Origin of the sequence: Streptomyces cinereoruber, assembly GCF_009299385.1 — a bacterium.
GTDB lineage: Bacteria > Actinomycetota > Actinomycetes > Streptomycetales > Streptomycetaceae > Streptomyces > Streptomyces bikiniensis.
Window position 1 is genome coordinate 7,108,075 of record NZ_CP023693.1, and the last position, 23,418, is coordinate 7,131,492.

The following is a 23,418-nucleotide window of genomic DNA, read 5'->3' on the forward strand; positions in this document are numbered from 1 at the left end:
GAATTTACTCGGAGTTCACCGAAGTGCCGCCCCGCGAACGGCCTCTGGCGGGCGCTCAGGCCACCCGTCACCAGGCGTCGCGGTACTCGATGTGCAGGGAGCCGGGCACATGGCGGCGCGTCCGCCCCCGGCCCCGCGGACCGGGGGAGAGCTCCACGCAGAAGTGCGCGGCGGCCGGATACCGGCGCCGGTGGGCCGCGGCCCGGTCGGCGAAGTTCCGCAGCGCGGAGCCCTCTTCGCGGAAAGCGGTGGAGCTGCCGACGACGAACAGGGTGTGCGCGGCGATGTCGAAACCGAGGTGGTCGCGGTACGTCCGGTGGTGCCGCCGCTCGTGGTCGACGGCGTCCCCGTCCGGGAGGTCGTCGTCCGGCAGGGACACGGTCCGGGGCGTGCCGGCGCCGAGCCGCGCCCGGACCTCCTTCCACGACGAGGTCGGGAACTGCAGGCTGTGGTGGAGGAGGACCAGGTCGAGCGCTACCGGCTCGCCGTCACCGGCGCCGTCGTGGGGCGCCGGATCGCCCCGAAGGGGCAGATGGACCAGCGACCGGGGGGACCTGGCCGCCAGTGCCCACAGGGCGGCGAGCCGGTCTGCGCCCTCCCGGTCGGCGTACATCGACAGCCAGTGCCCGTCGTCGCGCAGCGCCAGCCCCGTCGCGTCGGGCCCGGGGGCCGACCGCACCACCCTGATCTCGCGCCCGTTCAGACCGACCCTGTGCACCCGCACCCGCTGTTCCACGTGTTCCCTTCGTCCCGCCGTCACCGCACCCTAGGCGGACCCGACGGGCCGAGGCCCCCGATTTACGGCCGGTGCCGGATCTCGCGGGCCCGGCACGGCCGGCGGGGGCACCCCTACCGCTCGCGCTCGACGAACGCGGGCCGCAGGGAGTCGTCGACCGGGTCGTAGTAGCGGTGGAAGACCGGGGTGGCCGAGCCGGAGACGGGCGGGACGATCCAGCTCCAGTCGGCCGGGGTCGGTCTGCCGTGCCGGGCCTCCCGGTCGATGTGCCGGAGGAACCGCTCGGACTCGGTGTGGTGGTCCGCCATCGTCACCCCGGCCTCCTCGAAGGAGTGCAGCACCGCCACGTTCAGCTCGACCAGCGCCCGGTCCCGCCACAGCGTCCGCTCCGACGAGCGGTCCAGGCCCAGCCGGTCCGCGACCACCGGCAGCAGGTCGTAGCGGTCGGTGTCGGCGAGGTTCCGCGCGCCGATCTCCACCCCCATGTACCAGCCGTTGAACGGCGCCGCCGGATAGCGCACCCCGCCGATCTCCAGCGGCATGTCGCTGACCGCCGGCACCGCGTACCAGCGCAGCCCCAGCTCCGCGAACCACGGGTGGTCCGGGTGCCGCAGGGGCACCTCCATGACGCAGCCGTCCGGCAGTTCGTACCACTCCGGCCGCGCGCCCGGACGCTCCCGCACCATCAACGGCAGTACCTGGAAGGGGTCGTCGGTCCGCTTCCACCCCAGCTCGCGGGCGAGCGCGGTCGGCTCCGCGCCGCGCGGATCGCCGGCCCATCCCCCCTCCGGGGTGCGGTGCCCCGCGTAGCGCACCAGCTGGTCGTTGACGATCCGGGGCCCGGGACGGCCGGGCCGGTCCGGCGAGAAGACCGAGATCACCGGCCGGATCCGCCCGCCGTTCCCCGCAAGCCGCAGATGCTCGAAGCAGGCCCCGGCGACCCCGTCGGCCGAGGAGACGTGCCGCAGGTCGCGCACCACCAGGCTGCGCCAGTAGAGCCGGCCGATGCAGCGGGCCGCGTTCCGCCACGCGACGCGGGCGCCGAACGCCAGCTCCTGCGGGGTGTGTTCGTACGTGCCCGTCCGGTCGATCTCGGCGAGCACCTCGCGGACCCGGCGCTCCGCGTCACCCGCCCGCGGCTCCTCCTCGTGGAACTGCCGGACGAAGCGCTCCGCCTCCCGCCGGTCGGTGACGCGCGGCACCGCTTCCCGCGGTCGTGGGGGCCCCTGCGGGCCGGGGGCGGCGCCGGACGTGAACGGACAGACGCCGACGGGGGCCGACTTCCGTCGGAGACGCAGACTGAAGACCAAGGTGTTCCCTCCCGGCCCCCATGACTACCCCAGGTGTTCGCGCGGGTGTGGAGAGTATGCGTACTTCGTACGGGAACGGCGCCGCGCTGGTACTCTGCCCGGTTCTGCTACCACTCCTGGGCGCCCGGCATGTTCTGCTCCGCCCAGACCACCTTGCCGGTGACGGTGCGACAGGAACCCCAGCGGCGGCAGAGCATGTTGATGAGCTGGAGCCCCCGCCCGCCCTCGTCGCTGAGGTCCGCGTGCTGGATCTGCGGCAGGTCGGGGCCCGTGTCCGAGACCTCCACGACCAGCCGCTCGCCGCGCCACAGCCGCAGCTCGCCCGGCCCGTTGCCGTACCGCAGCGCGTTCCCCACCAGCTCGGACACCACCAGCTCGCAGACGTCCGCGAGTTCCGCGAGGCCCCACGCGGAGAGCTGGTCCGTGACCAGCTTCCGGGCGGCGGAGGCCGCCCGCCCGTCCTTCGGCAGCTCCCACACCCGCAGGTCGTCGCGCGGGGACGGCGAGTCCGTCGCGACGAGCAGCACCGCCTCGTCGAACCGCTCGGCCCCGGCCGGGGCGCGCTCCACCAGACCGCCCGCCTCCAGCGCCCCGGGGGTGAGGCCGAGCGCGGCCGACCGCAGCCGCTCCAACTGCTCGTCCAGGTCCTCCGTCCGGGTCTTGATGAGCCCGTCCGTGTACATCACCAGATGACCGCCGTCCGGCACCTTCAGCCGGATCGGGTCGTACGGGATCACACCCGCGCCCAGCGGCGCGCCGGCCGGCACGTCCACGAAGTCGGCCGCGCCCCGCCCGTCGAGCAGCAGCGGCGGCAGGTGCCCGGCGCTGGCCAGCGTGTAGCTGGAGTCCGCCGGGTCGTAGACCGCGCACAGGCACGTGGCGACCTGCTCGTCCTCCAGGTCGCGGGTGGCCAGGTCGAGCCGCGCCAGGACCCGCTCCGGGGCCATGTCCAGGGTCATCAGCGTCCGGGCGACCGCCCGCAGCCGCCCCATCGTGGCGGCGGCGGGCAGCCCGTGCCCCATCACGTCCCCCACCACCAGGGCCGTCCGCCCGCCGGGCAGCGCCATCACGTCGTACCAGTCCCCGCCCACCCCGTGGCCGGCCGTCGAGGGCGCGTACTCCGAGTGCAGCCGCAGCCCCGGCGTCACCGGCGTCGCGCGCGGCAGCAGACTGCGCTGCAACGAGACCACGTGCTCGCGCTCGCGCCCGTAGAGGCGCGCGTTGTCGATGAAGACGGCGGCCTTCGAGGCGAGCTGCTCCGCCAGGGCCAGGTCCGTGGAGGAGAACGGCGGCGTCCCGCGCCCGCGCACGAAGTCGGCGCTCCCGAGCAGCAGCCCGCGGGCGATCAGCGGCACGGCCAGATAGCTGTGCACCCCGGCGGCCCGCATCTGCGCCGCCGCGCTCGCCGTCGGCGCGACCCGGGAGAAGTCGTCGTCCCGCATCCGGCTCAGCAGGACCGGCTTCCCCTGCCGGAGGCAGTACCGGTGCAGCAGCGTCTCGTGCCGCTCCTCGGACTGGACGTAGGTCTCGCCCACCGGGGTCGGCTCCAGGGAGGAGAGCTCCTCGATGGCGCACAGCGCCGTGGCCCGCAGCAGCGGGATGCCCTCTCCCGTCCAGCGGGCGCCCTCCTCGCCGCGCAGCACGCTCTCCAGGACGTCCACGGCGGCGCCGTCGGCGAACCGGGGCACCGTGAACTCGGCCAGCTCCTGCGCGGTGCGCTCCAGGTCCAGGGTCGTGCCGATCCTGGAGGTGGCGGAATTCAGCCACGCCAGCTGACTGCGGGTGGTGAACCGGTCGGGCGGCAGCAGACCCCTGCTCCTGCGGAACCGTGCGCCCGCACCGGCCGAGTGGTGGGCCGACGGACCGCTCCCGGCCGAGGCGCGGCTGGTCAGGCGCCGCCTGTCGCTCCCGCCGTTCACTCTTTCGGCCTCCAGACAGGATGTGACGCCATCTGCTGCACAGTCTGCACCGGAAGAGGCCACAGTGCATCAGGCATGCGGAAGCAACCTGCGCAAGTACGCCCACGGCCACGAGGAGTCACCCGGGGGCGACCCTCCGCGACGCGGAACCGGGAGCACGGGCCCCCGTGGCGCCGAACCGGGGACACGGGCCCCGTGGGACGGGGGCGGCCCGTCCCGCGGGGCCCGCCCTCAGAGCCCCACGACCTTGGCGGCCGCCGACACCTCGTACACCAGGGTGACCGTCCGGCGGCCGCCCGGCGGCAGGGAGACGTCCCAGCGGACGATGCCCTCCGCGTCGACCGAGGCCGGCGCGGGGGAGCAGGACTCCTTGCGCAGGCGCACCTCCACCGCCGAGACCTCGGAGACGGGGATCCGCTCCCGCAGGGCCACCACCCGCTCGCCGTCCTCACCGGGGGCGGAGAACCGGGACAGGTGCAGCCGGACCGTATGGGTGACCACGGTCCGCTGGGTGAGCCCGGCGGTGTCGTGGGACTCCTCGGCGTACCGGACGACCCGGACGTCGTCGCGGCTGCCGTAGGCCAGCTCCGCGGGGGCGCCGGGAGCGGTGAAGTCCAGCGTGCCGCGGCCGGTGAAACCGCTGCCGCGCACCAGGTCCACCGGCCCGGCCAGCAGCGCGTGCCCGGACCGGTTGTCGAACCGCACCACCTGCGTGACCAGCGGGGACAGCTCGGGGGAGCAGGCGTACTCGTCGCCCGCGCCGGTCGTGAAGACGGAGAGCGGCACCCGGTGCGCCCGGCCGTCGGCGGGCACGGAGACCGGCGCGGGGGCGTGCAGGACGCGCGCCTCGCCGCCGTCGTCGACCCCCGGCAGACCGAGCACCGGCGCCGGCCCGAGGTCCCCGATCAGCTCCTCGCGCACCTCGACGTCGACCGTGCGGCGCTCGGCGGCGGAGCGGTCCCTGAGCGTCAGCCGGTCCTCGACCAGGCCCGGCGGCTCGGTGGCGAGCGCCGAACGGGCCGTCGACAGCGTCAGCCGCACGTCCGACCAGTCCTCGCCGGTGCGCTGCCAGACCACGGCCTCGGTCTCCAGGGTCAGCGAACCGCCGTCGAGCACGGCCCGGTAGGCGGGCCGCCACAGCGCACACGGGGTCAGGTGGCCGATCCGCAGCCGGGCGGGACCGGCCCGCTCGGCCTCCACGGTCAGCTCCACGTGGGCGACGAGCTCGGGCGGCTCCTGCTCGCCCTCGTCCAGGGCCCGCAGGGTCGCGTCGTGCTCGGCGTCGAGGGCGGTCAGCCGGGCCTCGGCGGCCCGGAGCCGTTCGGCGTACGCGTCGCGCTCGGCGTCCACGCGGTCCAGCTCGCGGCCCCAGCGCTCGCCCTCGCTCTCCCCGAAGCCGACGCCCTCGCGGATCTCGCGCAGCAGGTCGGCGGCGAGCCGCCCGAGCAGGTCGAGCCGGACGCGCAGCCGGTCGCGCTCCCGCTCCACGGTGCGCCGCTCCTCCTCGAGGGCGTGCGCGCGCAGCCGGAGGGCGGAGTCGCCGTCGGGGGAGGGGCCCGGGCCGCGCGGCGTCCAGGTGCGGACGATCCGCGCGCCGAGCACGGTCGCCGGGTGCTCGGCGACCAGCTCGGCGTGGAGGGTGCGGTCGACGGCCGGCGCGCCGATCGGGCCGAGGCGCAGCCGCTGGACACCGGCCGCCAGGTCGAGGCCGGTGCTCCGCTCGACGTGGGCGCGGTCCTCCAGGCAGGTGACGGCGGTGACGGGGAGGGGGATCGGTCGGGGTTCCGTGGTCATGGTGGGTCAGCTCCTGCGGTTGCCGTCGACCAGGGCCTTGCCGGCCGGGATGCGGATCTCGTAGCCGCCCTCGAGGACGGCGGTGCCGCCGGCGGGCAGTTCGACCCGCCGGACGCGGGTGCCCGCCGCGTGCGCCTCGGGCCCGTCCTCGGGCACCGCCCAGCCGGGCCGCTCCTCGATCCGCACGTCCGGTTCGGAGGTGACCGGCACCCGCTCGCGGACCTCCACGACGGCGGGCGCCGCGAGGCGGTTCGCCAGCTCCACGTGGACCTGGTGGTCGAGGACGGTGACGTTGTTGCGCAGACCCGCGGTCGACTCCCGCAGGTGCGTGCGGCGGGTCACCCGGATCGCCTCGGCCGGGCCCAGGCCCAGCCGCCGGACACCGCCGGGGGCGAGCGTGGGGAGCGCGGCCGTCAGCAGGAACTCGTCGTCCACGGTGACCTCCACCGGCCCGGCGAGGAGGGCCTGTCCGGTGGCGTTGGAGACCACGAGCGTCGTGTACACGGTCTCCTCCACGGACGGCACGCACAGGTACTCGGTGCGCAGGCCGACCGGGATCTCGCCGACGGTGACGGTGTGCCAGGTGCCGTCGGACGGGACGTCGGCGCGGGCGGCGGCGTCGAAGCGGTGGTCGAAGGAGCCCGCCGACTCGCGGGGGCGCACGGCGTGCCGGGGCAGCGGCAGCGCGGCCACCCCCTCGGCGCGGCGGCGGTACTCGGTCGCCACGGCGTCGAAGGAGGAGTCGGGGAACAGGCGTCCCCGGCGCGGCCCCCGGTCGTCGGGGCCGGACAGGACGAGGGAGGCGTAGTCCAGTTCGTCGCCGCTCGGCCGCGGCGGACCGGACGGCGCCGGGGGCGGTGGCGGGGCCGCCGGAGCCGGCGCGCCGGGAGCGGCGGGCGTCATGGCGCGGCGGGCGGACCGCGGTGCGGAGCCCGGCGCGGCGCCGGGGGCCCCGCCGTAGCCCTGCGGAGCCGGTGCCGGAGGCCCGCCGTAGGGCTCGGGGGCGAAGCCGTACCCGCCGCCGGGCGGCGGGGGAGCCCCGGTGAGGGGCGGCGGCCCGGCGAAGGCCGGGGGCGCCGGGGGCGGTGTGGGGGCGGGGGCGGCCGCGACCGGCACGGCCGCGGAGCCCGCCACGGCGCCGCCGAGCACGGAGGAGGCCGGGACGGGCCGGGGCCCCGCCGCCTCGTACCCGGCGAAGAGGTCGGAGAGGCCCGCCGGGGGCTCGCGCCAGCCGGACGGCGCGGGGGCCGCCTGCCGGCGCCCGATCCGTACGGAGCGCAGCCGGGGCAGATCGGTGCGGCGCCGCAGGTCGGCGGTGGCCAGGGCGAGGCGCACCCCGGTCCAGTCCTCGCCGGTCCGCTGGGCGACCGAGGCGCGCAGCACGAGACGCCCCCCGTCGTCGCCCCGGCGGTGCGAGAGGCGGTAGGCCGGCACCCAGACGGCGCCCGGCACCCCGTACTCCAGCTCCAGTTCCACGTCCGCCGGTGCCTCCCCGCCGGCCGCGCCGTCCAGGGTCAGGACGGCGCAGACGCTGGTCTCGACGTGCTCGTCGGGGGCGTCGGTGGAGGCCCGGTCGAGCCGGTCGGCGGCGACGGAGAGCGCGTGCTCGGCGCGGCGCAGCTCCTCCTCCAGCTCGGCGAGGCGCGCGTGCAGCCGGGCCAGCCGCCCGTCGACGAAGTCGGCGAGTTCCAGCCAGGCGTCGACCGCGGTGCGGCGGTGCGGCTCCCCGTGCTTGCGGGCCGGAGGGACCGGGTGCAGGCCCTCGACCTCCGCGATCAGGGTCCGCTGCCGGTCCCGGCGCCCCTCGGCCGCCGCGTGGGCGTCGCGCAGCCGCTCGACCTCGCGCCGCAGCGCGTCGGGCGCGTCACCGTCGAGCGGCTCGGACGCGACCTCCACCCGGGCCTCGGTGACCCGGACCCCGGCCGGGCCGAGGACCCGGGCCCGCAGCGAGCCCGGGTCCAGGGTGCGGGGCAGCCCCGCGACCCGTACCCGGCCGTCCGGGGGCACGGCGCCCCGGGCCAGGCGGCGGCAGACCGCGCCCTCCGCGTACACCACGACCGAATCGAGGGTGGAACCCCACCTCCGGGCCGTCTCCTCCGACATGCGCCTCGCCCCCTGCCCCGTCCGTCGTACCCGGCGAAGCCTACGCGGACGGGCCGCGTTCCGGTGCGGGGAGGCGCCCCTCAGCCCGTGGCCGCAGCCAGGGCCGTCCGCACCTCCTCCGCGAGGGCGTGGGGGTCGCCGGTCGGCGCGGTCGGATAGCGGCGGTGCTCACGGGCCCAGGCGTCGTCCCGCGCGAACCAGTCGACGGCGACCGGCGTGGTGCCGGTGGTCAGGGCGGTGTCGAGGCTCGCGAAGTAGGCGGCCCAGCGCGGCGCGTAGAGGTCCCGGACGAGCCCGTCCCACTCGCGGTTGGCGTAGTCGCGCAGCCCCGTCTCGCTCGGCCCCCGGCCGCCCCAGGTGGTCAGGATCGAGCGGGCGTCGTACTCCAGGCGGTCGCGCTCCGCCGGGTCGGCGCCCCAGGTGCGGGCGGCCTCCAGCCACGGGCCGAGCAGGAACCGCCGGTCGGAGCCGACGACCCGGCCGAGCAGCTCCATGTCGGCGTTCCACTCGCGCACCAGCGCCCGGAACCGCTCCAGGTCCTTCGCCTCGTACGCGGCCCTGATCCTCGGCAGCAGCACCCGGCCGCGGTTGGTGAGCGCCTGGCGCGCCACGTCCACGAGGTCGTGGCGGTACGCGTCGGTGGTCCGCAGCGCGGGCGCGACCTCCAGCAGCTCCGACAGGGCCCGCTCCACCGTGGCCGCGTCGTACCGCGAGAAGGCCGGGCTCCAGCGCGCGGCCGCGGTCGCCGTGAGGCTCGGCCGCGCGGTGAAGAGGCTGTCCTGCGGCTCGCTCCACGTCCCCGGCGCCGTGCTGTACGGGCCGAGCCGCAGCTCCTCCCAGGCGGCGGCCGCGTGCGGGTCGGCGCCGCCGTAGCGGCGGGCGGCGTACGCGGCGAACCAGGCCCGCTGGTCGACGGGACCGGGCTCCCAGGCGAGCTCGGTGAAGAGGTCGAACCCGGCGGGGTTCCCGCCGGTGGCCTCCGGCAGGTAGGCGATGCCGCGCAGCGCGGAGTCCGGCGCGGTCCGCCAGGCGTGGAAGCGCCCCGCCCACACGCCGGTGTTGGCGCCGAGGCTGGTGTGGCCGCCGAAGTTGGCGATCGAGCCGAAGGCGTAGGGCGTGCCGCCCCACTCCGTCTCGCGGTCGAGTCCGTCGTAGCGGTCGGAGAGGCCGTCGAGGATCAGGACCCGGTCGCGGTCCACCCCGCTCAGGAACGCGGCGGTCGGGTTCTTCTGCCAGCCGAGCGTCACCCAGGTGGCGCCGGGGTGCGCGACCTCCAGGGCCCGCTGGACGGCTCCGGCGGCCGCGCCGACGTCGACCGGGCCCGGCCTGCCGCCCTCGTGCAGCAGGTCCATCTTGAACATGTCGCTGTCGCCGAACCGCTCCCGCTGGACCCGGTAGTAGGCGTCGGCGAGCCGGTCGAAGACCGGTCCTGTCGGATCCAGCCAGTCGGGCCGGTCGAAGCCCACCCACTTGCCCTGCGGGACCGTGGCGGCCCCGGGGTTCCGCGCGGCGAACCCCGGCGGCACGGTGCCGAAGTAGCCGGGGAGCACCGGGGTCATGCCGAGCGCGCGGAGCTGTCCCGCGATCCGGGCGCCGAGCGCCGCGCGGGCCTCGATCAGGCGCTCGGAGACCGGACCGCCGAAGCCCGACATGTTCTGGAGCAGCCACCAGGCCTGGTGGGCGGGGGCGGGGATCCACTCCCGCAGCTCGGCGGCGCCGTAGCCGAACTCCTGGAGGGCGCGGTAGTACGGGTACTCGGCCCCGGTCGGCACGAAGACCTCGTTCACGCCGTGCAGCGCCATCAGGTCGATGTCGCGGCGGTACGTCTCGAAGTCCCGGTAGGCGCCCGAGTATCCCTCGTCGGTGTCGTTCAGGGCGTAGCGGTGGGGGACGTTCGCGGACCGGGCGAGGGTCCCGGGGACCGCGGGGAGCACGGCGGGCAGCCGGCCGAGGCTGTCGCCGGGCCAGCCGATGTCCACTTGGGCGACCCGCTCCAGGTACCAGCCCACTCCGGCGAGCAGGGTGGCCGGCGAGGTGCCCCGCACCTGGATCCGGCCGGCCCCGCCGGAGACCTCGAAGCGGTCGCCGGACCCCGTCCGCCCGACGGGGACCAGGGTGAACTGCCGGGCCCGCGAGGACAGCAGGCGCTCCAGGCTCGCCCGCGCGGGCGCCGGGTCGAAGGCGGGCGCGGTGGCGGAGGAGACGGCCCCGCCCCGGAGCGGCAGGGCGCCGGGGGCCGCTGCCGCCGCGACGACGAGCACCACGAGGACGAGGACGTGACGGCATCGGAGGATCAGGCGACTGCCCATGTGGTTCCCTGCTCGAAAGAGGCCGGCGGATCGTCCGACCACTCTCCTACGCGCCCCCTCGCGGAGGGAGGAGACGGAGCGGGGACCGGCCGGGTCTCATCCTTACGGGCGTACACGGCTCCTGCTGTACGTACGCGGTCCCGTGCGAGCACACGGTCCCTGTGTGCGCAAGCGGCTCCCGTACGCGTGCACGGCTCCCGTGCGCGTACACGGTCGGCGCGACGGAGAAGGATCAACTCCCTTGTCCGCACGGGTGGTTGACGAATGGTCTGGACCAACCTACGGTCTGCTGGAGCGCGCGCCGTACCCAGGACTCACCTCCCCCACGTCCCCAGGAGCACGCATGCCAGGCCTCCGGATCACCCGTGCCCTCGGAGCGGGTCTCACCGCCCTGCTCACGGCCGCCGCCCTCGCCGCGCCCGCCGCGGCCGAAGGCGCGGAGCCCGCACGGACCGCCGCGTCCGCCCCCGCCCCCACCGCCGAAGCCGCCGACACCTGCGCCCTCAAGCCGAAGCCCGCCGGAAAGGTCCTCCAGGGGTACTGGGAGAACTGGGACGGCGCGGCCAACGGCGTCCACCCGCCCTTCGGCTGGGCCCCCATCGACGACCCGCGCTTCGCCGCCCACGGCTACAACGTCATCAACGCCGCCTTCCCCGTGATCCGCTCGGACGGCACGGTGCTGTGGGAGGACGGCATGGACAACACCGTCCGCGTCGCCACCCCCGCCGAGATGTGCCGCGCCAAGGCGGCCGGGGCGACGATCCTGATGTCGATCGGCGGCGCCACGGCGGGCATCGACCTGAACTCCACCGCCGTCGCCGACCGGTTCGTCGACACCATCGTGCCGATCCTGAAGAAGTACAACTTCGACGGCATCGACATCGACATCGAGACCGGCCTCGTGGGCAGCGGCTCCATCACCACCCTCTCCGCCTCCCAGGCCAACCTGATCCGCATCATCGACGGCGTCCTCGCCCGCATGCCCGCCGGCTTCGGCCTGACGATGGCCCCGGAGACCGCGTACGTCACCGGCGGCAGCGTGGTCTACGGCTCGATCTGGGGCGCGTACCTGCCGATCATCAAGAAGTACGCGGACAACGGGCGCCTGTGGTGGCTCAACATGCAGTACTACAACGGCAGCATGTACGGCTGCTCGGGCGACTCCTACTCCGCAGGAACCGTCGCCGGATTCGTCGCCCAGACCGACTGTCTGAACAGGGGCCTGGTGATCCAGGGCACCACGATCAAGGTCCCGTACGACAAGCAGGTCCCCGGCCTGCCCGCCCAGCCGGGCGCGGGCGGCGGCCACATGGCGCCGTCGGCCGTGGCCCAGGCGTGGAACCACTACAACGGCGCGCTCAAGGGTCTGATGACCTGGTCGGCGAACTGGGACGGCTCGAAGGGCTGGACCTTCGGCGACAACGTCAAGGCGCTCCAGGGCCGCTAGAACCCGACCGCCGGACGGGCCCCGGGCCCGTCCGGCGGCTCAGGGGAACAGGACCCGGGCGAGGGCGAGGCCGGCGAACACGGCACCGAGCCCGGCGACGACGGAGGCGACGACGTTGGCCACGGCGAGGAACCGCGCGCCGGTCTCGGCCAGCCGCAGCGTCTCGTAGGAGAACGTCGAGTACGTCGTCAGCGCGCCGCACAGCCCGGTCCCGAGGAGCAGCTGCGCGGTGTGCCCGGCCGCGCCGGACAGCGCGGCGCCCGTGAGCAGGCCGAGGACCAGGGAGCCCACGACGTTCACGGTGAAGGTGCCCCACGGGAAGGCGGTGCCGTGGCGTGCCTGGACGGCGCGGTCGGTCAGATAGCGCAGGGGCGCGCCGACGGCACCGCCGGCGGCCACCAGGAGGAAGTCGTTCACGGCCGGCCCTCCCGGGCGTCGTCGGCGGGGGCGGGCAGGTTATCGGCGGGGACGGGCGGGCGGGCCGCCGGTCGCGTACGGGAGGTCATGACGGGCTCCGGTGGGCCAGGAGGCGCCGTGTGCCGCAGGTGCCGACGGCCACCGCCGCCGTCGCGGCGGCGACGGTCGCCGCGAGGTAGCCGAGCGCGGTGCCGGCGCGGTCGGCGGCGACGAGGCGTTCGATGTCCACGCAGTACGTGGAGAAGGTGGTGAACCCGCCCAGGAACCCGGTCCCGAGGAAGGGACGCAGGAGGGGGTGGGCCGTGAAGACCTCGGTGACGGCGACGAGGAGGACGCCGATCGCCAGGCAGCCGGCGGCGTTCACCGTCAGCGTCGTCCAGGGGAAGGCGCCCGCGGGCGTGGGCCACAGCAGCGACGCCCCGAAACGGGCCAGGGCGCCGAGCGAGCCGCCCACCGCGACGACGGCGACCGCCACGGGAGTCCCGTGGCGCGAACGCCAGGGCTTCCGGCGCCGCTGGACGTCCGAGGGAGTGACGTCGGGATCGACCGGTTCGGACGCCCCGGCGGACTCGACCGGTCCGTTCGGTTCGGCCGGTCCGCAGGCCCGGGCCCGCGGTGGTTCTTCGGAACGCATGCCTCTCCCTACGCGTGGTCTCCCGCCGCGCGGACGCGGGCGGGGACGGGTCACGAGTAGGGACCGTCGGCGGCAGCGCGTGCCGCGGTTCGGGTACGGCGGGCCCCACCGCCGCGCGACGGCCCGGGGGCGGTCGCGGCTCCAGGATAACGGGCGCCGCCGGGACACCACCGCCCGGACCGGCGCGCGCGGAAGTGCCGGTGCGCACGGGTGCGCCGGTGCGCGGCCGCCGGGAACGGCCGCGCACCGGCCCCCGTCAGGCGGTGTGCAGGGTGAGGCCGTAGCGGCCGAGGATCTCGTTCACGGGCTGGAACCAGGTCTCGCCGCCGGAGGAGCAGTTGCCCCAGCCGCCGGAGGTGACGCCCTGGGCCTGGTCGCCGCTGATGAACGCGCCGCCGGAGTCGCCGCCCTCCGCGCAGACGCTGGTCTTCGTCATCTGGTGGACGGCGCCCTGGCTGTAGTTGACCGTCTGGTTCTTGCCGAGGACGGTGCCGCAGTGCCACTTCGTGGTGGAGCCCGAGCGGCAGATCGACGCGCCCACGGGCGCCTCGGCGGAGCCGCGCACCAGCCGGTCCGGGGTGGCGCCCCAGCCGAGGACGACGGGCACGGTCCACCAGCCGCTGTGGATGCTCACGTACGCGTAGTCGTCACCGGGGAACGAGGAGCCCTGGAAGGTGCCCATGGCGGAGCCGTCCCAGCCGCGCACCGCCGCCCCGGCCCGGCCGCAGTGCCCGGCGGTCACGAACCCGCCGTGCACGGAGAAGCCGATCGAACAGCGCACGTTGCCGGTGTAGTACGGGTCGCCGCCGACGGTCCCGGCCGCGTACGTACGGGGCGCGGTGGCCGCTTCGGCGACGGTGACGGGTCCGTTCGCCCGCGCCTTCTCGACGAAGGCGCGCACGGCGGGGGCGTCCCGCTCGGACCGTACGACCGTGACGGCGACGCTGTTCGTCTTCGGGTCGACGTGCCAGCCGGCCACGCCCTGCGGCGCGGAGAGCGCGTCGAGGCGGGACTTGGCCCGGTCGAGGGCGGCGGCGCTGTGGCGGACCACCCGGGTGTCGGCGCCGAGCGCCCGCACCTCGGCCTCCTCGGCGCGGTCGGTGAGGGCGACGACGAGTCGTCCCGAGGCGGGGTCGAACCACGAGCCCCCGTACGCGCCCCCGGCCGTCTGCCGGGCGGCCTTCTCGACCTCGGTCGCGGCCTTCTCGGCGCGCAGCCGCTCCTCGGCCTGGGCCGGGGTCAGGCCGAGGTCCTGCCGCAGGGCGTCGAGGAGCCCGGCCGAGGCGGAGGGGGTGGCGGGCGGTTCGGGGAGCGGGGCGGCGTTCGCGACGCCGGCGTGGGCGGCGCCGAGGCCGAGGGTCAGCAACAGGGCCGCGACGGCGGCGCCCAGGGGGGTGGTGCGTTTCACGAAGCCTCCTGGTGTGGGGGATCGAACGCTTGAGAGCGCTCTCAGAGCGCGTCGGCCGTTACGGTAGCGGCATTGGCTTGGCAGGTCCATACCAAAAACGAGAGGAGAGGCAGCGGCCCGTGGCGTCCGATGCTTCCTCCGGGCAGTCGAACGGGCCGCCGGTCGTCCGGCGGCCCGTTCCCTCGGAGTCGTACGACCGGCGGCCCGTCGCGTCAGGGGCCGGTCGGGGTGCGCGTCAGGCGCGCGGGGGGAGGCGCTTCGCGAGGAACTCCTCGAACGTCACCTTGCCCACGGCCCGCTCCGGCGTCAGGTGCCCGCCCGCCCGGAACCCCCGGTAGGCCTTCCCGGCCAGGGGCACGGCCAGCAGCCGGCGGTGCTGGCCGATCGCGCGCAGATACGTCCGGGCCAGCTCCGCGAACGGAAGCACCTCGGGCCCGCCCATGTCCGGCACCCGACCCGAGGGCTCCCCGGTCGCGAGCTCGGCGAGGCGGGCGGCGACCTCCGCCACCTCGACCGGCTGGTCCGAGACCCCGGCGGGCAGCGGCATGACCGGCAGCCGGGCCGCGTTGCGCAGGACCTCCACCACCAGGTCGTGGAACTGGGTGGTCCGCAGCACGGTCCACCCGAGCCCGGACCCCTCGATCGTCTTCTCGACGGCCAGCTTCGTCCGGTAGTAGCCGAGCGGCACGCGGTCGACACCGACGATCGAGATGTAGACCAGGTGCCGGACCCCGGCCCGGCGCGAGGCCTCGACCAGATGGCGCGCGGCCCGGTCGTCGCCCCCGCGCAGCGTGGTCGCGCAGTGCACCACCGTGTCCACGCCCTCGACGGCCGCGTCCAGGCCCGTGCCCTCGCGCAGGTCCACCGCGTACGGCTGCGCGTGGCGGCTGAGCACCCGCACCTCGGCGCCGTCTCCGCGCAGACGCTCGGCGACGAGCCGTCCGAGCGTTCCCGTACCTCCGGTCACCAGGATCGTGGTCATCGTGCTTCTTCCCTCCGGCGGGGTCCGCGCTCCCCGGTGGAACGCGTGTCGTCAGCTGAGAACCGGCGAGCCCCCGGAAACGTGACAACGGCCCCGGGAAATCCCACCCCGGCACGTCTCGCTCCGGAAAACCCGTCTTGGGAATCCCCTCCTGGGATCTCGCCCCGGGTGTCTCACTCCAGAGGGCTTCCCGCGGCGAGCTGTCGGTTCGCGAAAGCGAGCTTGTCCGGGTTCATCACGACCCGCACCCCGCTGATGGCGCCGTCGCGCACCTCGAAGGTGGTGACGGCCAGGAGCGCCCCGCGCAGGCGGCTCACCAGCGCGGGCGCCCCGTCGACCTCGGCGAGCGCGGCCTCCGTGCCCTCCTCCGTCCGCCGGGCGACGCCCGCGAGGAAGCGCAGCACGGCCGCCCGGCCGACGACCGGGCGCCGGGCGGCCGAGACCCTGCCGCCGCCGTCGCTCCACCAGACGACGTCCTCGGCGAGCAGCCGTTCCAGGCCGGCCAGGTCGCCCCCGCGCGCGGCGGCGACGAAGGACTCGACGAGGCGCCGCCGCTGCTCCTCCGGCGGCGCGAAACGGGCCTCGGGCCGCTCCAGGCGCCGGACCGCCCGGCCGTACACCTGGCGGCAGTTGGCCTCGCTCAGTTCGAGGATCCCGGCGATCTCCCGATGGGAGTACGCGAAGGCCTCGCGCAGCACGTAGACGGCCCGCTCCGTCGGGGTGAGCCGTTCGAGGAGCACGAGCAGGGCCGTCGAGACGGCGTCGCGCCGCTCGGCGGACTCCAGGGGGCCGAGCACGCCGTCGCGGGTGAGGACCGGCTCGGGCAGCCACGGGCCCGCGTACTCCTCGCGCTGCGCGCGGGCCGAGGTGAGCCGGTTGAGGCCGAGGCGGGTGACGACCGTGGCGAGCCAGGCCGCCGGGCGGTCGATGGCCGCGCGGTCGGCCCCGCTCCAGCGGGGGTAGGCGTCCTGCACCGTGTCCTCCGCCTCCTCGGCGGAGCCGAGCATCCGGTAGGCCAGGCCGAACATCCTGGGCCGGTGGGCGGTGAACTCGGCGGCCGAGGCGTCGGCGTCGCCGCCGTCCTGGGCGAGGGGCTGCGCGGTCTCCGACGTCACGCGGTCAGCCTGCCACAGGGCCCGGCGCGGGGCGGGGGCGCCCCGCGCCGGGACTCGGGAGCGTCGTCCGGTCAGTCGGCGGAGACGGCCCCGACCAGGTCGCCGACCTTGCGGTCGGGCAGGGCGCGGGCCACGTCGGCCTGGGCGATGATGCCGACGAGGACGTGGCTGTCGATGACGGGCACGCGCCGGATCCGGTGCTCGCTCATGACGTCGAGCACTTCGTCGGCCTCGGCGTCGGCCCGGACGTAGACGATCTCGTCCTGGGCCAGGTCGCTCACCCGGCACTCCGCCGGGTCGAGACCCTTGGCCACCACCTTCAGGACGATGTCGCGGTCCGTCAGCATGCCCTTGAGCTTCTCGTCGGAGCCGCAGATCGGCAGGGCGCCGACCCCGAGCTCGGCCATCTTCCGCGCGGCGTCGCGCACGGTCTCGCTCGCCTTCACGCAGGTCGCGTCCGGCGTCATCATCTCGCGTGCTGTCGTCATGGGAATCGCCCGCATCCGTTCCGTGGGTGTACCGGCAGAGGTGAAGTACTGGCACGAACGCGCCTGCCCGACGACTCCGGAGGAAAACACGGAGCCGGGCGCGGGGTGCGCGTCCTCCCGCGCCCCGCGCCCGGCCTCGCCGTGTCGGCCGACCGACCCCGGCTGTTGCGGAGGGTGACCGGGTGGGGGAATGATCCCGACCACCGGTCCACGGGAAGGGCCTCGGGCCACCGGATCACGGGAGGAGACGCGTCATGGAGTCCGCGACCGCGCGGTTCGTCGAGGAGGCCACGGCGCTGCCCGCCGCGACGCTCGCCGCGGTGTACGAGGGGCTGCTCGACCGGTGGGCCGACGGCGGGCGCGCCGCCAGCGGCGCGACCCGGGTGTCCGCGTCCGAGAACTCCTCGATCAACCGCGCGGTGAGGTCCGCGCTGCTTCCGCGCGTCGACGAGCTCGAAGCGGTCCGGCAGGGGCTCCACTCCGACTCCATCTCCGCCTGCGGCATCGCCGCCCGCGCCGTCCGCAAGCGGGCCGCGCTGACCGAGGAGCAGTACCGCGTGCTCCTGGCGCCCTTCGTCGCGGTCGGCCTCGACGCGCCCGAGCGGGACGGACCGGCTCCCGGCGGGAGCTGAACCGGGGGTCTGCGCGGCGACCGGACCGGACCGGGCCGGGGAGGGGCGCGGGGCCGCCGGTCAGTCCCGGGAGTTGCCGAACAGCAGGCGGTACGCGACCAGGAGGACGAACGACCCGCCGATGGCGGCGCCCCAGGTGGCGAGGTCGAAGAACTGGTTCTCCACCGGCCGGTCGAGGAACCGGGCGGAGAGCCAGCCGCCGAGGAAGGCGCCGGCGATGCCGATGAGGGTGGTGCCGATGAGCCCGCCCGGGTCGCGGCCGGGCAGGAGGATCTTGGCAATGGCTCCGGCCAGGAGCCCGAGGACGATCCAGCCGATGATGCCCATGGGTGGAGGCTGCCTTCCGTACGGTGTCGGTCGGGGGTGGTGGCCCGTCGGGCCGGGTCAGGCGCGGGGCGCGTCGGGACCGGAGGGGCCGGAGGGGCCCGCCGGGGGGCGGGTGGTGTCGCCCGGGGCGGGGTGGACGATTCCCGTGATCACGGTCGGCCCCCCGGGTGCGGCCGGTCCCTCGGTCGCGGTCGGCGGTGCCGAATCGGCCTTCATCGCGGCGGTCTCGCTCTTGAGGATGCGGGCCGACTTGCCCAGGGAGCGGGCGAGTTCGGGGAGCTTCTTGGCGCCGAGGAGCAGGATGACGACGATGAGCAGAATGGCTATCTCGCTGATGCCGAACATGGGTCTCCGTGTCCTCTTGGGAGGCGGGGCGGGGTGGTCGTTGGTGGCCGGAGGTCAGACGTTCACGCCGAAGTCGGCCGCGATGCCGGCGAGTCCGGAGGCGTAACCCTGGCCCACCGCGCGGAACTTCCACTCGGCGCCGTGCCGGTAGAGCTCGCCGAAGACCATGGCCGTCTCGGTGGCGGCGTCCTCGGAGAGGTCGTAGCGGGCGAGTTCGGCGCCGTCGGCCTGGTTCACGACCCGGATGAAGGCGTTGCGGACCTGTCCGAAGCTCTGGCCGCGGTTCGCGGCGTCGTGGATGGAGACGGGGAAGACGATCCGCTGGACCTCGGCGGGGACGGCGGAGAGGCCGACCTTGACGCTCTCGTCGTCGCCGTCGCCCTCGCCCGTGAGGTTGTCGCCGGTGTGCTCGACCGAACCGTCGGGGCTGGTGAGGTTGTTGTAGAAGACGAAGTGCCGGTCGGAGAGGACCTTGCCGGCCTCGTTCAGGAGCAGCGCGCTGGCGTCCAGGTCGTAGTCGGCGCCGGTGGTCGTCCGCACGTCCCAGCCCAGACCGACCACGACCGCGGTCAGCCCCGGGGCCTCCTTGCTCAGCGAGACGTTGCCGCCCTTGGCCAGACTCACACCCATGCCGCATCCCTTCGTACGGGACCGGGCCGGGCCCGGCCCCGGATGATCGAGTACCAGTGCCTGAAATCTACAGCAGTGTAGAAAATTGCGGTATGCGCCCGTCTCCCGGGCCGGGGGCCCCGGGAGACGGGCGCGGTCGCGAGCCCCCGGGGCGGCGGAACGCCTATCCCTCGTCGCCCCCGTCCTCGTCGTCGCCCTCGAAGAAGTCGCCCACCTCGTCCACGACTTCGGCGGCGACCATCCCGCCGACCACGCCGACGGCGAGCCCGGCCGCACCCGCCGCGACCGCGGTGCCCGCGCCGGGCCCCGAGCGGTGCCCGTGCCCGTCCCCGTGGCCGTACCAGTGCCCATGCCCGTGATCGCCGTACGCGTCCTGGGAGGGGTGCGGGACGGGGCGGTCGAGGAGGCCGTCGATCCACTCCTCGACCCGGGCGTTCCAGTCGACCCGCTCGACGTCCTGGTGGTCCACGGTGAAACGGGCGAGCAGGTCGCGGCCCTCGGAGAAGGGGCCGCCGCGCTCGTCGGCCTCCAGGACGACCTCCAGGCCGGCCGGCCCGGCCAGGAACGTCAGCTCGATCTCGTTCACCCGGTGCGCGTACTTCGGGGGCGGGGTGATCTCGATCTCCTGGTAGAACGGCAGTTGCTGGCCGGTGCCGTTGACGCGGCCCAGCTCCAGGTCGGCCGACTTGAAGCCGAAGCCCAACTGGCCGAAGGCTTCCAGAACCGCCTCCTGGGCGGGCAGGGGGCGGACCGCGAGCGGGTCCATGTCGCCCTTGTCCCGCGCGCCGGCGACTCCGAGCTCGGTGCGCACCCCGAGGACGATGCCGAGGCCCTGCCCGTACAGCTCGGTGATCGGCGTCTCCCACGGCAGCGGGAAGGAGAAGGGCACGCTGCGCCGCTCGTGCTCCGCGAGGCGGAAGTCCCCGCCGACGACCTGCCGGTGGAAGGCGACCGTGCCCTCCGACTCCCCGTCCTCGTGCTCGGCCTCCACGCGGGCCACGAGCTCCAGGGTGATGTGCTCGACGGTGAAGTCGGCCTCGCCCCCCTGGAGATGGACCTGCCCGCCGAGGACGCCGCCCGGCGCCACCGCGCCCGGATCGAGCACGGTGTCCGCCGAAGGGCCCCCTACGCCGAGCGAACCGAGCAGACGCTTGAACACCATCGGGCGTTCACTCCTTCATGTCCTGTGTGCGGCAAGGCCCTTGGGGCCGCGACGCCCTCTTATCTACATGCGTGTAGAAGCATAGAGGGTGGACCGGGCGGAGCGGGGCGCGAACGGACGGCGGCGCCCGCGCCGAGCCCGGTCACCGCGACCACCCCGTCTCGGTGTAGGGCCGGCCGGCCCCGATGCCCTCGATCGCCGCGCGGGCGTAGGGGACGAGGGCGTCGGGAAGGTCCTTGGGGTCCCACCACCGCCAGGCGGCGCACTTGTCGGGCTCGCGCAGCTCCGGGACCCCCTCCCAGCGGCGGGCCCGGAAGAACAGCTGAACGCGCGGCGGAACCCCGGGCCGGTGCAGCAGATGGACGACGTGTACGAGGTCGAGGTCGGCCGGATCGACCACGAGCCCGGCCTCCTCGTACGCCTCGCGGACGAGACACGCGGTCGCCGACTCCGTCTCGCAGTGCCCGGCGAGGAAGTGCCACAGGCTCCCCGCGTACGCCGAGTCCGGGTGCCGCAGGCCGAGCAGCACCTTCCCGTCGCGCTCCAGGTAGAGATGGACTCCGACGATCTGCGGCACGCTCCCGGAGGGGAAGAGGGCGGACGGGCCGGGCGGGGCGTCCCGCGACCCGCCGACGCCCCGTGGCGCGCGGTCGCCGTCGAGCGGAGCCGCCGGTGGTACAGGGGCATCCTGTTCACCGGCGCGCCGGCTCGGGCGGGCGGCCGGGGAGTCGCCGATGGGGGAAGGGGAGTGCGGCATGCCGGAACCTCTCGGAACTCGGTGTGCGGGGAGCGGGGGGCCGACGGTCGCCGGGCCCCGCGAACGACCGCGGAACCGCAGCCTGCCCACCCGTACGGCACGCGACACGACCCCGCCGCCGCGACCCGGCCGACGACCCCGCGGTCCGGCCCCCGCCCGGACGCCCGACGCCGGCCGCTCCGTCGGACCGCTCGGAGAGGTCCGGGAGCCGCTGCCCCGCCGCGGGGCCATCCGTGCGGATCCCTCCACAGGGCGGCGGTCGCGGCGCGCCGGTCGAGCTCCCAACCGGGTCGGTAGCCGCGGGCTCCCCAGCCGTCGGGCCGCTTGTCCGGTATCCGCAGGCCGGTCCGCCGGGCCTCCTGTGCGCGGCGGTACGTCTCCTGTGCGAGACGGAGGGTGGTGCGAGCCCCGCGAAGATCGGGGCCGGGCCTTCGGATGGGCCGCCAGGAAGAACCGATGTGCGCATCGCCGACAACAAGAACGGGGGTGTGCGGTGTCAGCATCCGGCGCCGCGCATCGCGGGCCCCGGCCGGGCGGCCCTGCGCCCCGCCCCGCTCCTCTTGTCGGGCCGTGCTCGAAAAATTAGAATCCCCGGCCATGACAGCCGCGCCCGCGCCCGCCCGTGTGCGGCTGAAGCCGGAGGAGCGCAGGGCCCAGCTGATCGGCATCGGCCTGCGCCTGCTCACCACCCGCCCCATCCACGAGATGTCCATCGACGAGGTGGCCGCCGAGGCGGGCATTTCCCGGGGTCTGCTCTTCCACTACTTCCCGACCAAGCGGGACTACTACGTCGCCGTCGTCCGGGCGGGCGGCCACCGGCTGCTCCTGCACGCCACCGCGCCCGAGGAGGGTGCCCCCGCGGACCGGGTGCGCGGCATCGTCGACGGCTTCGTGTCGTTCGTGCGGCGCCGCAGGGACAACTACGTGGCCGTGGTGCGGGCGGCGGCCGGCGGTGACGAGCTGGTCCTCGAGGTCTTCGAGGAGAACCGTCGGATCCTGACCGACCGGGTGCTGCTGGCCGCCGGGATCCACGCCCCCACGCCGCTGCACCGGCTGGCCGTGCGCGGCTGGCTGGCCATGGCGGAGGAGACGGCCGTCAGCTCGACCGCCGAGGTCATCGGCGAGGACGACCTGGTCGACCTGCTCGTGCGCAGCCTGGAGCAGATCGTGGAGCAGTTCGCCGCCGGTCGTCCCTGACCCCGGCCGCCGATCGGGCGGCGCACCGGCCCACTCCGCCGGAATCCGGGACGGCGGCACGTCTTCGGGGCGGCGCCGACGGCCCGTTCCGATGTGTGCGACGTGTACATTAACCTCACGAGTGAGCGGCGTCAACATCGAAGGGGCCGCCCGGTTTCCACCGTGCGCGGGCGGGAGTTCGGATCCGAGCGGACCGTGCTCGGCGGCTTGTCGAGCATTGCTCGACAAGCTAGGGTCGGCGGCCATGACCGAGGATCCGTACCGGTCGGTATGTGCCGGGAGGCGGAACACCTCCCGGCGCGGACGACCGGTCCCGGCCCGCGTCCGCCTGCCGCGCGACCCGTCCACGAGACGTCCCGGGCCGGCAGCGGAGGCCTTCGAGAGCGTCCGCCGCACCCCGACCGGCCGGGTGGCACGGGCCGTGGGAAACCGCGCCCGCCGCACCCGGCCGGGGTGGACGCGCCCGGTCCGCACGCCGGCTCGATCACCGAGCAATGCCCGACACGATGGGACGTACATGGACTTCGCACACTCGCCCACGGCGCGCGAGTACATCGACCGCGTCGGCGGCTTCACGGCGTCGCACGTCCTGCCGTGCGAGCAGGGGTACCGCACGGCCCCGCGCCTGGCCGACGGCCCCGACGAGGGGCACCTCGACGCCGCGACCCGCGCCGAATCCGGCCGGTACCGCACCCGGGGCGCGGCATGAGCAGACGCGTCCTCATCACCGGCGGGGCCTCCGGACTGGGCCGCGCCCTCGCGGAGCACCACGCCGCCGCCGGAGACCGCGTCCTGGTCGCGGACCGCGACCGGCCGGCCGAACCGCCTTCCGGCGCGGTCTCGTTCCTCCGGCTCGACGTCCGGCTCCAGGGCGACTGGCAGCGCGCCCTGCGCTGGTGCGAGGAGCACTGGGGCGGCCTGGACGTCCTGGTCAACAACGCCGGGGTGATGGCGACCGGACGCGTCGAGCACCTCCGGGGCGACGACTGGGACTGGATCCTCGACATCAACCTCAAGGGCGTCGTCCGGGGCTGCCGGACCTTCGTACCGCTCTTCAAACGGCAGGGCGGCGGCCACATCGTCAACATCGCCTCCTCGGCCGGCCTGCTCAACACACCGGGCGCGACCTCCTACAACGCCTCGAAGGCCGCCGTCATCTCGCTCTCCGAAACCATCCGGCGGGAGCTGTCCCCCTTCGGCATCCGCACCACCGTCGCCTGCCCCGGCCCCTTCCGCACCGGTCTCAGGGCGGAGCTGCACAGCCCCGACCCGGAGCTGGCCGCGCTCGCCGACCGGGAGATCCGTGACAGCCTCCACACCGCCGAGGAGGTGGCCGGACGGATCGTCCACGCGGTCGACAAGGGGCACTTCCTCGTCCTCACCCGCGCCACGGACCGGCGCGCCCTGTGCCTCAAACGGCTCTTCCCGCGCGTGGCGGACGCGCGCGCCGCGAAGAAGTGGCGGCGCACGGCCGCGGAGCTCGAAGCCCCGCACCCGGTGGGACGAAGGAGGGCGGCATGAGCCCGAGGAGCAGGACGCCGGCCACCGGAGGGGGCCGATGAGCGGCACCGACCGGAGCGCGGTCCGCGCGGAGGACGCCTTCGACGTCGAGGCCGTCCACGCCTGGCTGGAGCGGTGCCTCGACGGCCTCTCAGGGCCGCCCCCCGAGGTCGTCCGGTTCACGGGCGGCGCGTCGAACCTCACGT

General features: G+C 75.2%; 22 protein-coding genes. 5 read left to right on the plus strand and 17 right to left on the minus strand.

Translation table 11 applies throughout. The features are described from left to right. Nucleotides 1–67: 67 nt before the first annotated feature. The 6 genes from CP977_RS31905 to CP977_RS31930 form a co-directional block, all read right to left on the minus strand. Complete coding sequence (locus CP977_RS31905) at nt 68–724, minus strand: hypothetical protein (protein WP_234364778.1); 657 nt, start codon at nt 722–724, stop codon at nt 68–70. A 125-nt stretch (nt 725–849) separates the two neighbouring features. Further along, nucleotides 850–1,938, minus strand: a complete 1,089-nt coding sequence (locus CP977_RS31910) for a nitric oxide synthase oxygenase (protein ID WP_062759998.1) — start codon at nt 1,936–1,938, stop codon at nt 850–852. 215 nt (nt 1,939–2,153) lie between these two features. After that, entirely contained in the window at nt 2,154–3,965 is a 1,812-nt protein-coding gene (locus CP977_RS31915) for an ATP-binding SpoIIE family protein phosphatase (RefSeq protein WP_062759999.1), read from the minus strand. Nucleotides 3,966–4,196: 231 nt separating this feature from the next. Beyond that, entirely contained in the window at nt 4,197–5,759 is a 1,563-nt protein-coding gene (locus CP977_RS31920) for a DUF4139 domain-containing protein (protein WP_152371314.1), read from the minus strand. Between the two features lie 6 nt (nt 5,760–5,765). Continuing rightward, a complete protein-coding gene (locus CP977_RS31925) occupies nt 5,766–7,862 on the minus strand; it encodes a DUF4139 domain-containing protein (protein ID WP_062760001.1) in 2,097 nt (698 codons plus the stop codon). 80 nt (nt 7,863–7,942) lie between these two features. Beyond that, nucleotides 7,943–10,171, minus strand: coding sequence for an alpha-N-acetylglucosaminidase (locus CP977_RS31930; protein WP_152371315.1), 2,229 nt, complete (start codon nt 10,169–10,171; stop codon nt 7,943–7,945). Nucleotides 10,172–10,514: 343 nt separating this feature from the next. Here CP977_RS31930 and CP977_RS31935 point away from each other — a divergent pair, with 343 nt between their 5' ends. Further along, on the plus strand, nt 10,515–11,618 hold the full coding sequence (locus CP977_RS31935; protein ID WP_152371316.1) for a chitinase: 1,104 nt from the start codon (nt 10,515–10,517) through the stop codon (nt 11,616–11,618). A gap of 39 nt (nt 11,619–11,657) precedes the next feature. On the opposite strand, the gene crcB is transcribed toward CP977_RS31935, so the two are convergent. The 6 genes from crcB to CP977_RS31965 all read right to left on the minus strand — a co-directional run bounded on the left by crcB (nt 11,658) and on the right by CP977_RS31965 (nt 16,662). Further along, the gene (crcB, locus tag CP977_RS31940) at nt 11,658–12,035 is read right to left on the minus strand and encodes a fluoride efflux transporter CrcB (RefSeq protein WP_062760003.1); all 378 of its coding nucleotides are present in this window, start codon (nt 12,033–12,035) and stop codon (nt 11,658–11,660) included. 85 nt (nt 12,036–12,120) lie between these two features. After that, nucleotides 12,121–12,669 (minus strand): fluoride efflux transporter FluC, encoded by a 549-nt coding sequence (locus CP977_RS31945; protein ID WP_079131511.1) that lies wholly within the window; start codon nt 12,667–12,669, stop codon nt 12,121–12,123. A 256-nt stretch (nt 12,670–12,925) separates the two neighbouring features. Further along, complete coding sequence (locus tag CP977_RS31950) at nt 12,926–14,077, minus strand: S1 family peptidase (protein ID WP_152371317.1); 1,152 nt, start codon at nt 14,075–14,077, stop codon at nt 12,926–12,928. A 235-nt stretch (nt 14,078–14,312) separates the two neighbouring features. Further along, entirely contained in the window at nt 14,313–15,059 is a 747-nt protein-coding gene (locus CP977_RS31955) for an SDR family oxidoreductase (protein WP_152371318.1), read from the minus strand. A 173-nt stretch (nt 15,060–15,232) separates the two neighbouring features. Further along, nucleotides 15,233–16,174, minus strand: a complete 942-nt coding sequence (locus tag CP977_RS31960) for an RNA polymerase sigma-70 factor (RefSeq protein WP_280117710.1) — start codon at nt 16,172–16,174, stop codon at nt 15,233–15,235. 71 nt (nt 16,175–16,245) lie between these two features. Continuing rightward, a complete protein-coding gene (locus CP977_RS31965) occupies nt 16,246–16,662 on the minus strand; it encodes a CBS domain-containing protein (protein WP_062760006.1) in 417 nt (138 codons plus the stop codon). Between the two features lie 254 nt (nt 16,663–16,916). Here CP977_RS31965 and CP977_RS31970 point away from each other — a divergent pair, with 254 nt between their 5' ends. Further along, complete coding sequence (locus CP977_RS31970) at nt 16,917–17,294, plus strand: hypothetical protein (RefSeq protein ID WP_062760007.1); 378 nt, start codon at nt 16,917–16,919, stop codon at nt 17,292–17,294. A gap of 60 nt (nt 17,295–17,354) precedes the next feature. Here CP977_RS31970 and CP977_RS31975 read toward each other — a convergent pair whose 3' ends face one another. From CP977_RS31975 to CP977_RS31995, 5 genes are all read right to left on the minus strand, one after another. Then, a complete protein-coding gene (locus CP977_RS31975; RefSeq protein WP_062760008.1) occupies nt 17,355–17,621 on the minus strand; it encodes a GlsB/YeaQ/YmgE family stress response membrane protein in 267 nt (88 codons plus the stop codon). A 57-nt stretch (nt 17,622–17,678) separates the two neighbouring features. Next, a complete protein-coding gene (tatA, locus tag CP977_RS31980; RefSeq protein WP_062760009.1) occupies nt 17,679–17,966 on the minus strand; it encodes a Sec-independent protein translocase subunit TatA in 288 nt (95 codons plus the stop codon). Between the two features lie 54 nt (nt 17,967–18,020). Next, the gene (locus tag CP977_RS31985) at nt 18,021–18,596 is read right to left on the minus strand and encodes a TerD family protein (protein WP_062760010.1); all 576 of its coding nucleotides are present in this window, start codon (nt 18,594–18,596) and stop codon (nt 18,021–18,023) included. Between the two features lie 163 nt (nt 18,597–18,759). After that, nucleotides 18,760–19,758, minus strand: a complete 999-nt coding sequence (locus tag CP977_RS31990; protein ID WP_152371319.1) for a sporulation protein — start codon at nt 19,756–19,758, stop codon at nt 18,760–18,762. A gap of 142 nt (nt 19,759–19,900) precedes the next feature. Then, nucleotides 19,901–20,515, minus strand: coding sequence for an NUDIX hydrolase (locus CP977_RS31995; RefSeq protein WP_208421513.1), 615 nt, complete (start codon nt 20,513–20,515; stop codon nt 19,901–19,903). A 597-nt stretch (nt 20,516–21,112) separates the two neighbouring features. Here CP977_RS31995 and CP977_RS32000 point away from each other — a divergent pair. The 3 genes from CP977_RS32000 to CP977_RS32010 all read left to right on the plus strand — a co-directional run bounded on the left by CP977_RS32000 (nt 21,113) and on the right by CP977_RS32010 (nt 23,233). Continuing rightward, nucleotides 21,113–21,712: a TetR/AcrR family transcriptional regulator gene (locus tag CP977_RS32000; protein ID WP_152371320.1), complete on the plus strand. Its 600-nt coding sequence runs from the start codon at nt 21,113–21,115 to the stop codon at nt 21,710–21,712. A 517-nt stretch (nt 21,713–22,229) separates the two neighbouring features. Beyond that, nucleotides 22,230–22,421 (plus strand): hypothetical protein, encoded by a 192-nt coding sequence (locus tag CP977_RS32005; protein ID WP_062760013.1) that lies wholly within the window; start codon nt 22,230–22,232, stop codon nt 22,419–22,421. Then, on the plus strand, nt 22,418–23,233 hold the full coding sequence (locus CP977_RS32010; protein WP_152371321.1) for an SDR family NAD(P)-dependent oxidoreductase: 816 nt from the start codon (nt 22,418–22,420) through the stop codon (nt 23,231–23,233). Before CP977_RS32005 ends, CP977_RS32010 begins: the two co-directional genes overlap by 4 nt. The last annotated feature ends 185 nt before the right edge of the window (nt 23,234–23,418 follow it).